This window comes from Vibrio bivalvicida (genome assembly GCF_001399455.2).
In the GTDB taxonomy this organism is placed as follows: Bacteria; Pseudomonadota; Gammaproteobacteria; order Enterobacterales; family Vibrionaceae; genus Vibrio; species Vibrio bivalvicida.
The window spans coordinates 26,732-38,921 of sequence record NZ_LLEI02000043.1 but is presented as its reverse complement, the minus strand read 5'-3'; the positions used below and the strand labels follow the sequence as shown (position 1 = coordinate 38,921).

General features: G+C 45.4%; 11 protein-coding genes. 6 read left to right on the top strand and 5 right to left on the bottom strand.

Features of this window, described 5'->3' with window-relative positions:
* Window positions 1–332: 332 nt before the first annotated feature.
* Window positions 333–1,280, bottom strand: coding sequence for an alpha/beta fold hydrolase (locus APB76_RS14545; protein WP_054961712.1), 948 nt, complete (start codon window positions 1,278–1,280; stop codon window positions 333–335).
* Window positions 1,281–1,462: 182 nt separating this feature from the next.
* On the opposite strand from APB76_RS14545, the gene APB76_RS14540 reads away from it, so the two are divergent.
* Window positions 1,463–2,182, top strand: coding sequence for a helix-turn-helix transcriptional regulator (locus tag APB76_RS14540; protein ID WP_049845825.1), 720 nt, complete (start codon window positions 1,463–1,465; stop codon window positions 2,180–2,182).
* Between the two features lie 113 nt (window positions 2,183–2,295).
* Here the strand turns inward: APB76_RS14540 and APB76_RS14535 are convergent, their stop codons facing one another.
* Window positions 2,296–2,898, bottom strand: a complete 603-nt coding sequence (locus APB76_RS14535) for a LysE family translocator (RefSeq protein ID WP_054961711.1) — start codon at window positions 2,896–2,898, stop codon at window positions 2,296–2,298.
* A gap of 121 nt (window positions 2,899–3,019) precedes the next feature.
* Here APB76_RS14535 and APB76_RS14530 point away from each other — a divergent pair, with 121 nt between their 5' ends.
* Entirely contained in the window at window positions 3,020–3,502 is a 483-nt protein-coding gene (locus tag APB76_RS14530) for an Lrp/AsnC family transcriptional regulator (protein ID WP_004749350.1), read from the top strand.
* On the opposite strand, the gene APB76_RS14525 is transcribed toward APB76_RS14530, so the two are convergent.
* Window positions 3,499–4,305 carry an AraC family transcriptional regulator gene (locus APB76_RS14525; RefSeq protein ID WP_054961710.1) on the bottom strand — a complete coding sequence of 269 codons (807 nt, stop codon included), beginning with the start codon at window positions 4,303–4,305 and terminating at the stop codon, window positions 3,499–3,501. The genes APB76_RS14530 and APB76_RS14525 overlap by 4 nt on opposite strands.
* 88 nt (window positions 4,306–4,393) lie before the next feature.
* Between APB76_RS14525 and APB76_RS14520 the strand changes: the two genes are divergently transcribed.
* From APB76_RS14520 to APB76_RS14505, 4 genes are all read left to right on the top strand, one after another.
* Window positions 4,394–5,086, top strand: a complete 693-nt coding sequence (locus APB76_RS14520; RefSeq protein ID WP_054961709.1) for an MOSC domain-containing protein — start codon at window positions 4,394–4,396, stop codon at window positions 5,084–5,086.
* Between the two features lie 215 nt (window positions 5,087–5,301).
* Window positions 5,302–6,312 carry a LacI family DNA-binding transcriptional regulator gene (locus tag APB76_RS14515; RefSeq protein WP_049845829.1) on the top strand — a complete coding sequence of 337 codons (1,011 nt, stop codon included), beginning with the start codon at window positions 5,302–5,304 and terminating at the stop codon, window positions 6,310–6,312.
* 137 nt (window positions 6,313–6,449) lie between these two features.
* Window positions 6,450–7,925 (top strand): Na+/H+ antiporter NhaC, encoded by a 1,476-nt coding sequence (gene nhaC, locus APB76_RS14510; RefSeq protein ID WP_054961708.1) that lies wholly within the window; start codon window positions 6,450–6,452, stop codon window positions 7,923–7,925.
* Window positions 7,926–7,937: 12 nt separating this feature from the next.
* Entirely contained in the window at window positions 7,938–9,104 is a 1,167-nt protein-coding gene (locus APB76_RS14505; protein WP_049845831.1) for a MalY/PatB family protein, read from the top strand.
* 53 nt (window positions 9,105–9,157) lie between these two features.
* Here the strand turns inward: APB76_RS14505 and APB76_RS14500 are convergent, their stop codons facing one another.
* Window positions 9,158–10,864, bottom strand: coding sequence for a S8 family peptidase (locus tag APB76_RS14500; RefSeq protein ID WP_054961707.1), 1,707 nt, complete (start codon window positions 10,862–10,864; stop codon window positions 9,158–9,160).
* Window positions 10,865–11,558: 694 nt separating this feature from the next.
* Entirely contained in the window at window positions 11,559–12,173 is a 615-nt protein-coding gene (locus APB76_RS14490; RefSeq protein WP_049845834.1) for a TetR/AcrR family transcriptional regulator, read from the bottom strand.
* Between the last annotated feature and the right edge of the window lie 17 nt (window positions 12,174–12,190).

Here is a 12,190-nt window from a genome sequence, read left to right as displayed (position 1 = left end):
AAAGTAAGTGTAATGACACCTAGATATCACAGAGTTCACTCGATTAAAAATCAGACAAATAGTATTTTGAACACTAACAATTGACACTATGAATGAACACTATTAGTAATTGCTCATTTGGTGTTTTAAGCCTTAACACTCTGTTTTATTGGCTATTGTAAGAAAAAGGGGAGCGGGGTCAGCTCTTGCGTTTTACCACACAATAATTTCTGTATATCAAAGCTAGCTGACTCACTGTAACGTTTTTAGAAACGGAACAAACTTTGGGGCATAACTGAGCCATATCAGATAGCTCAGTGTGGACCATTTCATGCAATGACTCTGGCTTAGGGCTAAGCGCTACTACTTTGGTGTTGCAACCATCTTAAAATTGCTTGGTTGGTTTCTTGCGGCTTTTCTTGCTGAATCCAATGGCCGCAATCTAAGTTAACTACGTCTACATTAGGAACAAACACAGTTAGCCTTTCGGACTTAGGGATCACATCTCGGTCACCATAGATCATGAGCGTCGGCACTTGGATGATGGGATTTACGTCTGCTAATAAATGCCAATTACGGTCAAGGTTTCTGTACCAATTTATACTGCTAGTGAAGCCTGTTGATTTAAAAGCGGATTCGAAAACTACCAGCTCACTGTCGCTCATTAACGGCTCTCCGAGCGGTGTATCGCCCTTGGCGATATTGATCATCGCCATGCCCGGTTCTGGTTCTCTTAGTGGCTCATTTTTCCGATACAGATTACGCAGAAATCGAGACGTGTTCTCATCCAATACCGCGTCTGCAACACCTTGTTGCCGATTAAAATGGACAAAATAGTGGTCACTGCCGAGTACTTGTTCCATGAATTCGATCCAAGGAGTGTCTCCGCGTTCCTGATAAGGCAAGCTTAGGTTTATGACTTTGTTGACACGATTTGGATACAATAAAGCCAGCCCCCAAACCACCATCGCTCCCCAATCATGACCGACAAAAGTGGCGTCTTCGTATCCGTAGTGATCAAGAAGCGCGATCAAATCACCCGACAAGTGCTCTATATCATAGGCTGTGACTTCTGTCGGACAGGACGAATTGCCGTACCCGCGCTGGTTTGGAACAATGACATGGTATCCCGCCTCTACGAGAGCTGGTATCTGATAACGCCAAGAAAAGGCATGCTCCGGCCAGCCATGACAAAGCACAATGGGGTTTCCAGCATTTTGCGAACCCGCTTCGAAGACTTCAAGTTTCACGTCATTGACTGAAACAAAAATGGGTTTGGGAAAATCGGTTGGATTAAACATTACATTTCTCCTTTATCTGGATGGAATCGTCAGACTACGCCTCCTACCTAGGGTGACGCTTTAGTCCATAAGCATTTACGAGTGTGCGTGGCAACCTCGAAACCTTCTTGCTGACGAGGACAGAGAAACTGTATATGGTAATGGTGCCAAATACTGACACCATTGAATGGTAAGCTTTAGAGATGAATATTCGCCTAAGACAAGACTCTATAGTACGTATCCTTCGCCGCAACGGTACTTCAACCGTCGCTGACCTTGCTCAAGAGGTTGGCGCATCTAGGCGGACAATATTGCGTGATATTAGCGCACTTCGTGATGAGGGTGTTGTCATCCATTCTGAACCAGGTCGCGGAGGTGGTTTACAACTTGATTCACGATCAATTCAAACCACCGTGCGCTTGTCAGTTTCTGAAGTTTTTGCGCTTCTCATCAGCGTTGAATCAATGCGCGCGGCCGGAAACCTACCTTTCTCTGGTCTCGCGGACGTAGGTCTTGCGAAGATAGAGAAAGCACTCCCCTCAGACCAAGTACGCGATCTGCGTCGTTTTCTAGGTTGCTTGTATATCGGAAAGCTTGCTCCGCAGGTGGACATATCTGATATGGGAACGATGGATTCCGAACTGCTTCCCGCATTCGAGCAAGCTTTTCTACAACGGCTACACCTGCGTTTTCAATACCGTGACGCTAAACGAACCATAACCCAACGATATGTTGAGCCACAAGCCATGCTGATTTTACCACCGTTATGGTATTTGGTTGCCTGGGATCCGACACGCAAAGACTTTCGTCATTTTCGAATGGATCGGATCAGCACCCCTGAGCTCGTTGAAGGTACAACATTTCTTCGGCGACAAGTGCCGTTCGAAGATCACGTTTCTCCCATTCGTAATCTAGCTCGCTGACTTTTGCCCAGTTGATGTTTAGTTGCTTGCCTAGCCAGCTAAAAGCGCGTGCTAGCAAAAGAAAGTCAACTCAACACCAACGTACCTAAGCAAGTAAGTACGGCTAAGCCTAGTTATAAGCTCGGCTGACTAACCATAAACATCACGACAAGTACTAAACTGGCACCAAAGCCTCGATTTATCCAGACCATTTTTTGCGGAGATTGGATAAAGCGATTAAGCATCGAACCAAAATACGCCCATAGCAGCATACCAATGACACCAGTAAACACCATCACGCTAATAATGATCACCACTTGAGTTAGGTAATCGCTAGTTGGGGAAATGAACTGAGAGAACACGGTCAATGAAGCGACCCAGCTTTTCGGGTTGAGTATTTGAACCAAAATACCGGACATAAAACCAGATTTCTTGATGCTTGAGTTACCGTCCATCTCCATGTTGGCAATGCCCCAAGCCATGTAGAGCAAATAGCCCGCCCCTAGCCATTTCAAGATATTGTAAAGATCGGGGTAAAGAGTAAATAAGCTCACCAAGCCAATACTCGCACCACCCAAAATCGCGACCACACCGACCGCGTTACCGAGAATAAACGGTAGTGTTGCCCCAATGCCATAGCGGCTCGACAACCCTACTAAAGCAATATTTCCCGCCCCTGGCGTCAATGAAATCGATATTGCAAACAACATGAAAGCTGTCATCAGTTGAGCACTCATTGCTCTCTCCCATAAAGTGATAATTTCAATATGAGATCCAGTCTAACGATTTGCTCAGGAATAAAATTGCTATTTGGGTTAACATTAAAGCAATTTAAGGCAGGCTATTTCCATTTAAGATATGAAAAAGAAAGAATCCACCAATTTTGAGCTAGATAGTACAGATTTATCCATCTTAGAACATATACAGAAAGATGGCAGAATGAGTAACTCCAAATTGGCAGAGACAGTGAACCTAAGCGAAACACCTTGCTGGAGACGCTGGAAAAAAATGGAGGAAGAGGGCTATATCGAGGGGTATGCCGCTCGATTGAATCGTAAGAAACTCGGCTTTCAAGTGTCGGGTTTTACACTGGTGACCTTGGGCAGCCATGAGGTTGAAAACACCCAACCATTTGAAGATTATGTCGCAGAGTCCGATTGGATACTCATGTGTCATTGTATTGCTGGCGGAGCAGATTACATTGTGCAGGTGGTCGCGAAAGATCTGGATGAATACTTTGAACGAATCAGTTCGATCAGACGCGTCAAAGGGGTCAGCGCTATTCAATCAAATGTGTCGGTAAAAGAGATCAAGAGTACCTTCCAGCTACCTTTAGATTAACGGGTTTGATGACGGAACTGCTGAGGAGTCACATCAAAATACGCCTTAAACGCTTTGATATATGAGGAGTCATTTTGATACCCGACGCGATCGGCGATGGTTTGAATCGAATGCGTTTCATCCAGCAATGAGAGCGAATAGATTAGGCGGATCTGCTGACGCCATAACTGAAATGAGGTATTAAACTCCTTGGCAAACAAGCGCGATAATGTCCGCTCTGACGCGCCAACTTTCTCTCCCCACTCTTTGAGTGAAATTGCCGATGCAGGCGTTTCTGTAAGTTGTTCGAAGATAAGCTTTAAGCGCCGATCTTTGGGCAACAGTAGCTGATAAGTCTGTACGTTATCTCGCAATACTTGGTCATGCAGCACCGCTAACAAACGCACTAACTCATCGTCCTCTACATGACGCTCACACTGGCGACGAATCTCTTGCAATAGCTCATTGAGAAATGGCGTAAGAGAAATTGTGCGCACATCAGACTCGTAAGGCACACCAAACGCAGGATTGAGATAGATACCAATAAAAGTAGTATGACTTAAGGCGATGGACTCATGCTGGACACCCGCAGGGACAAACAAAACCGATGTATGAGGCACAAGGTGCTGGTACTGCTCTGTTTGAGTTTGTAGCAAGCCCTTTAACGGAAAAATAATCTGGTGCCAAGTATGTTGGTGCAGATGGTCAATATAGCCTTTCGGCATATCTATCGTTTTCACTAAAGCAGGTAAATGAGGGTTTGCAGCCATCATCTCATTGGAAGTGGCCACCCCTGAGTTAGACTCTATTTGGCAAGTTGGCATGGTTAACTGTCTTTACATCCCTATTCCGTCACTACTGAGCTAGGCTATCATGCCAATTAGATTGATTGAAGAGAGTTTGAGAGGAAGCATGAAAAAGCTCGGTGTTGTAAACGCGGTTCTGACAGGAACAACAAAGCCCTTCGCGCATGGCGCACAAAGTGCTATCAACAAACAGGTTCGCACAGAGCGACAACACGCCAATAAAGTTGGCTTTACCAACGATGAACAAGGCGATCCGCGCTTTCATGGTGGCATTCAAAAAGCCCTTCACATATACCCAAGCGAGCACTACCCACTTTGGCAAAAAGATCTCGGTGATAAAGCCATTTTGCAGTCCGTGGGCGCTTTTGGCGAAAACCTAAGTTCATCCGGTGTGACAGAAGCCAACATCTGCCTTAAAGATAAAATACGTATTGGTTCAACTCTGCTCGAAGTGTCGCAAGGACGCATGCCGTGTTGGAAGCTCAATGTCCGACTCGATCAACATGATATGGCGAAAAGAGTTCAAGATACGCTAAGAACCGGGTGGTACTTCCGTGTCTTAGAAGAAGGTGACATTGGCGCAGGAGACGAAATTACTCTGTGTGAGAGACCTTATCCAGATTGGTCACTAGCGCGTGTCATGGGTGCCGTTTTTGAAGGTTGCTTAGAGCCGACACTTCTACAAGAGATGTCTACCTTACCCTTGGTTGAATCATGGGGAGCTTTGATTCAACGTCGTTTAGACACAGGTATACTCGAAGACTGGCAGCAAAGACTCGTCGGGCCAACCGCAGGCTGAGCCCAGAAACAACCCAATCAGATAACCAGCCACGTTTATCAATTTATTAGGTGCGTGGCTTTTTTGTTTTTTCTATGTTGTTGAATTACTGAAACAAGCCACCTGCGCGTTTTTCTAAAGTTCTATCCTTTGAGCTTACTAACATAATCAACAATAAATAATCGCTACACTCTGCCCCGTTTCGACTCCCTTTATACCCACCTTGGAGAAAATGAGTGGCAACCATGAAAGAGGTCGCGAGCCTAGCTGGCGTTTCGACAGCAACCGTCTCCCGCGTCATCAACCGAACCAGTTATGTCGAACCTGTGACGCAAGAGCGAGTCGAGCGTGCAATCAAACAGCTCAACTACCGAAGAGATGCACGCGCCACTGCACTGGCAAAGCGCAGCAACAACACGTTAGGCTTACTGACAGGAAATTTGGCCGATCCTTTCTTTGCCCTCATCGCTAAAAGCGTTGAAGAAGTTGCACGAGCTAATGGCTGCCAGTTGGTCGTTGTCAGTGGCGGGCACAATGCTCAGCGAGAAAAAGAGGGGCTCGACTTTCTCATCAGCCAAGGTTGTGAAGCTATGGTCGTCCACTCCAAGATGCTCGATGATGCTACGCTAATGCAATACGCAGCTCAGCTTCCGGCAATGGTATTGCTCAACCGCACCATTGCACAAATCTCCAATCGCTCTGTCTGGGTAGACAATCGAGCAGGCGCACGAAAATCAGTCGAATATTTGATTCAGCAAGGTCACCGCAAAATTGCATGTGTCACCAGTGACCTACCGATTGAAGACCGCACCGATCGCCTTGAAGGCTATCGAGATGCGATGAATGCAGCTAACTTAGCCATTCCAACGGGTTGGGTCATCAACCAAAACTTCAGTGAATCTGGTGGTGAAGAAGCGGGGCGTCAGCTTCTTCAATCGTGCCCAGGCGTCACTGCTGTAGTGACATTTAACGATGTGATGGCTGCTGGCTTAATGGCGAGTTTGCATGAGCAAGGACTGTCGGTCCCGGAAGACATTTCCATTGTTGGGTTTGATGATGTGTTGCTAGCGCGATACCTCTACCCACGATTAACCACTATGCATAACCCAATTGATAAAATGTCAACATATGCAGCGAAACTGGCGCTAAATTTAAGTAAAGATGGCTATTCTCCACCGAATCAGCATCAATTCGAAGCGAGCTTAGTTAGCCGTCAAACCGTCAATGCAATACAAAAGATTGGATAAAACTGTGATGAATCTTACATTCGCGCACCTCATGTATGCGCTTACATGAAAACAACACACCGCTCTCATTTTGCCTATTATATGACCGTTACTATCCACTGCGAACAAACCCTACATCGATCCTGAGGATAAATAACATGACAAATTCTAAGCCTCTGCCGTCGTTCGGAATCGCACTCGCCCCTATCGCGGTGATGTTTGCACTTCTGGTTGTCGGATACGGAATACTCGGACTTCGCATTGAAGTTCTATTGCTGATTTCAGCTGCCTTTACTGGCCTTATCGCGTGGAAAATTGGTTACAGCTGGGATGACATTATCAATGCCATCGTAGAAAAACTGGCAAAAGCGATGCCTGTCATTCTGATTTTGGTCTCCGTTGGTGGCCTTATTGGTAGCTGGATGGTCAGCGGCACAATCCCTTACATGGTGTACTGGGGACTTAAAGTCATCAGCCCTGAATACATTCTTATTGCCGCTTTCTTTGTCACAAGTGTCGTTTCCGTGTGTACGGGTACGTCTTGGGGCTCTGCGGGGACGGTTGGCGTCGCACTAATGGGCGTTGCAGCAGGGCTAGACGTCTCGCTCGCTGCAGCGGCTGGTGCTGTCGTATCTGGTGCCTATTTTGGTGATAAAATCTCACCACTATCAGATTCAACCAACTTTGCACCTATCGTTTCTGGCACTACCTTGTACGAACACATTCAACATATGCTTTACACCACTCTTCCGGGATTTGTAATTGCATCTGTGGTGTTCTTCTTCGCTGGTCAAAGTGCTGATATTTCCAACATTCACGAACCAGAGAAAGTCGTTCAAATCATCTCGGGTTTAGATAATCTCTACAACTTCAACATCCTACTTCTTATTCCACCAGTCATGATCCTGTGGGGCGCGTTGACGAAAAAGCCTGTCCTGCCATTGATGCTTGGCGCTTCAGCTATCGCAATTGTTTTAGGTATGGCTTTCCAAGACTTTAGCCTAAATCAAGGCTTCCAAGCTTACGTCGATGGCTTCAACCTAGCGATGTTTGAGGCCAACGGTCACAGCGTAAATGGCTTGGTTCCTGATATCGCGAAACTGCTTAACCGAGGTGGCCTATTCTCGATGATGAGCACAATTCTATTGGTGTTCTGTGCCTTTGCCTTCGCGGGTATCTTGAGCCTGACAGGTGCACTAAACGTGGTGCTAGGTAAGTTCCTGCATGCAATTCACACTACAGGTCAGCTGATTGCTTCGACTGTAGTGGCAACTATCACCGTGGTTTTCACCACTTCTGATGGCAAACTGGCACTGTTGATTCCGGGTGAATTGTTTCAAAACGCTTACCGCAAGATGGGCTTAGACACCAAGAACTTGTCTCGCACCATCGAAGATGCAGGCACCATCATTGAACCGTTAGTCCCTTGGACTGCCGCTGGTATCTACATGGCAGGTACATTAGGCGTGGCGACATTAGATTACCTACCATGGGCGATTCAATGTTACACCGGTGTGATCTTCGCTCTGATTTACGGCTTCACTGGCTTTGGTATCGCAAAAGCAAAGCCACAGCAAAACGAGCAACAGATTTCTGACGAGCATTCAAATACACCAGCAGTAGAAACAAAATAAGGTAAATCATTGATGAACGCTTTCGACCAAATTCTGAACCGCAAGGAAAGTGGCTCTGTTAAATGGGACTTTATGCAGCAAAAGCTGGGATTAACAGGAACGGATTTGCTCCCAATGTGGGTATCTGACTATGATTTTAAGGCGCCACAAGTGGTGTTGGACGCACTACACCAACGTGTTGAGCATGGGATCTTTGGTTACGCGGAACGCGATAACGCGTATTACCAAGCGACAATCGATTGGTACCAGAACCAACATGATACTCATATTCAACGCGAGTGGATTACCACAGTGCATGGTGTACTTCCTGGGCTTGCGATGGCACTGCAAATGCTCACCGAAAAAGGTGACAGTATTGTGGTGCAGAATCCGGGCTATGGTTCTTTCCGTAAGACCATCGAACTCAACGATCGTGTTGTCGTTGAGAACCCATTGACGGAAACTAAAAGCGAATATCAACTCGACTTTGACCATCTTGAAACCTGTTTCTCCAATGGAGCAAAAGCGATGATCTTTTGTAACCCACACAATCCAACAGGGCGAGTTTGGTCAGAAAGTGAAATCACAAAGGTAGCCGAGCTGTGTGAGCAGTACCAAGTGTGGCTGCTAAGTGATGAAATATGGGGCGATTTAGTGGTTGGCGATGCGCAGTATTACTCTGCTTTGCGCTTGCCACAAGCGCTCACTAAACGCCTGATTGTGGCAACCGCTGCAAGTAAGACATTTGGTTTGTCTTCACTGCGTATCTCTAATTTTATGATTCCAGATGAGTCACTTCGAACTCAGTTTATTCGTAGGCTAGACGCACATGGCATGGACGTTTTCAACAGTCTCTCTATGAGTGCCGCGACTATTGCTTATCAAGAATGTTCTGGTTGGTTAACCGAGCTAAAAGACTATCTTCGCGCAAACATTGCTAAGCTTGAGCAGTTTTTGCAGGCGGAACTGCCTGTGGTGAAATTTACTACGCCGCAAGCCGGGTATTTGGCTTGGCTAGATTGCCGCGCCCTCAACCTGACAGACACCGAGTTGGAGCAAAAGTTTGTCGCGGCGGGGCTTGTCCCAAGTATGGGGATTGCCTTTGGCAAAGAAGGTTCCGGTTTTGTCAGACTTAACCTCGGCTGCCCAGTTAGTACATTAGAACAAGCAATGCAACGCTTGAAGCAAGCACTGAGTTAACTCCAAATAAAAGAGGTCGCAGTTCGCGACCTCTCTTGCATCCAAGAATCGTACTATCGACTTGCTAGCTCTTCAAAGATTGCTTCAGCATCAACGATACCACCAGAGATAGACAAAGTACTGAATGGGACTAAGTCTTCCGGAGACGATGGCTTCTTCACCAACAACTCTGGATAAGTACGTGATTTACTCATTAGCAGTTCTTTCAACTCTTTCGCTGATAGCTCTGGGTAATGAGACCACACTAACGCAGCAACACCAGAAACCACTGGCGCAGCCATACTTGTGCCACTGTATGCTGCATAGTTGTTGTCAGGTGTTGACGACAATACTCGATAACCAGGAGCGAAAACATCTACCGTTTCCTGACCAAAGTTACTAAAGCTGGCGACCATAGAGTCATCTGCGTATTTTGCCGATGCACCGACATCCATCCAAGTCGAAATTGGACGAGACCATTTATGCTTAGCGAAACGGTTAGGGAAGCTAGGCTTAATATCGTTATCCGTTTTGCTGTTACCGGCAGAGTGAACAATTAGTACACCTTTACGCGCTGCATAGCGGAATGCGTGGTCAACAATATGCTTACGTGGTGAATAGCTCTTACCAAAGCTCATATTGATGATTTTTGCCCCGTTATCAACCGCATAGCGGACTGCATTCGCGATATCTTTATCACGCTCATCCCCATTTGGTACCATACGTACAGCCATGATCTGCGCGTGATCGGCAATACCATCAATACCCAAGCCATTGCGGCGTTCTGCTGCAATGATACCCGCGACGTGAGTACCATGTGCACCAACTGGTCCCTTGACATCGTTATTGCCGTAGCCTTTCTCCCAAGGGTTGGTGATATCATCCATAACGATATCTCTGCGGGTATCGAAGTCTAGGTTGTAGTGATAATCCAAAGACTCCTTATAACGGCTTGTACGTGACTCTAGAAATTCAAATGAATACCAAGAATCAAACACACCAAGTAACCCTTGAGCCGCTGCAACTACATCAGCATTCGAGTGAGAAAGCAGAACTTGCAGTCCATCAACGGTAAAGTCTTTATGCTCTACTAGAGCAAGAATCTGAGCCTTGAATTGGTTCGCTTCTTCTGTAGCGGCTGTTACTTGTTCTAGAGCAGAAGTGTAATATTCAACATTCTCTAAATAATCCGCTTCAACACCTTGATAGTATTTACGTTTCTTCGGTGGAATCCAATGATGGTTTTCTTTTAGCTCTAGATACTTTTTGTACTCACGGGTCACTTCTAACGTATCTTGATCAACGTTAATGCCTAGTGAATTACCTAGGTAGTTCCAGCCATGTACATCATCAATGTAGCCGTTACCGTCGTCATCGATACCGTTGTCAGGGATCTCATCTTCATTGGTCCAAAGTTTGTTTTTTAGATCTTCGTGGTCAATGTCTACACCCGAATCTAAAACCGCAACAATGATAGGCTGTGGCTTAAGTGGCGGCCTCAAAAAGTCATACACAATATCTGCACCCACACCTTGGAAGTTCGAGTAGTTTGCAGACATATTGAACCAATCACCTCGTTGATCAGATGGTTCACTCAACATACGCATTGAGAAAAATGCTGGTTGAGCTGGCTTGGGCGAATAGTCTTCTACAATGTTGCCTTTGACGTCTGTGATGAAAGGAGAGTTAGCTGGAGTTGGATCAGCACTGACGTTGGCTGAAACCGACGCTGAAGCCAAAATAGCCACAGCAAGAGCGGAAAGTTTATATCCGTTATTCATTATGTTACATCCTATATTATTTTTATGCTTAAAAAGCGCGCAAAAGATAAAATGCAATACTACGAATATCATTCATGAAATTGATTAATTGAGTTTAAGATCTCATTGTGAGTGTTATTTTTCCTCCAAAGTTTGAGCTACATTCTATTGATACTTTTAATACAAACTAATAACAAAAATCTTAATTATCATACATTTAGTATGACAACCCATAAATTAGCATAACGAAACGTTGCGGGTTTCTTCATTACGAATACAGACCAATGTCATTCATCCTTAAATAGAGCCGTTGACACCAATTTATGACTGCTTATCTCAATCCAACAACTATTCGAAATCGACATAGTATTGTTTCTCGACGATTCAAACAGGAGAAAAGTAATGAACGGACAATTGGTACGATTAGTTTTAAGATGGACACATATCTTATGCGCTCTTTTAGTTGGGGCAGCCCTATACTCCCCCTTAAAAGCCAATGAAAGTTTTATGTGGGTCATTCTGTTCGCTCTTTTACCTTTGGTCGCATTAACGGGGGTATTGATGTGGAAACAAGGTAAAGTCATGCAAATGCTCAAACGAGTAAGTTAATCAGATAGCAACTGATCGCAAACCGTGCTTTATTGCTCTCGCGGCTGAAAACTCAGATTAGAGACTTTATAGTCTTTAACGGTATAGGAACGTTTCACGTAACGGCTTAACTGCGCGTTTGAACCCCACAGCCCTTGATAATAAGCTGAGTGATGAATTGAGCAGCTTGGTGGTAATCGTCGCTATCGAGTTGCTCCTTGTTCATCACATTACAAATTTGCCAACCAAAATCGGCATACGTTTGGGTGGCGGCCCAGATGGTAAACATCAAGTGATGAGCTGGAACGTCATCCATAAGCCCCTGCTGTGACCAGGTTGAGAATTTATCGATGATCATTTGTGACTGTTTAAACAGCTCTTGAGCGATGTCTTCTGGTAAGGCCTTCGCCCCAGACATCACTTCATTAGCAAATACCTTTGACGCATGAGGATGGTCACGTGAAATTCGCAGTTTTGCCTCGATATATTCAGTTAAAGCTTGAACTGGATCGCTAAGCTCTTCAATCGGTTTAGATGCCTCTAACAGCGGTTGGGTAACGGTCTTTAATACCGCGTAATAGAGCTTATCTTTGGAGCTAAAGTAGTAAAATACATTCGCTTTAGGAATATCAGCCGATTTAGCAATATCTACCATTTTTGTCGCGGCGTAACCATGAGTCGCAAACTGTTCACTTGCAACTTCAATGATGAGTTGCTGATTTTTCTGCCTAATACGACTCATTCGATATCCCTATACTT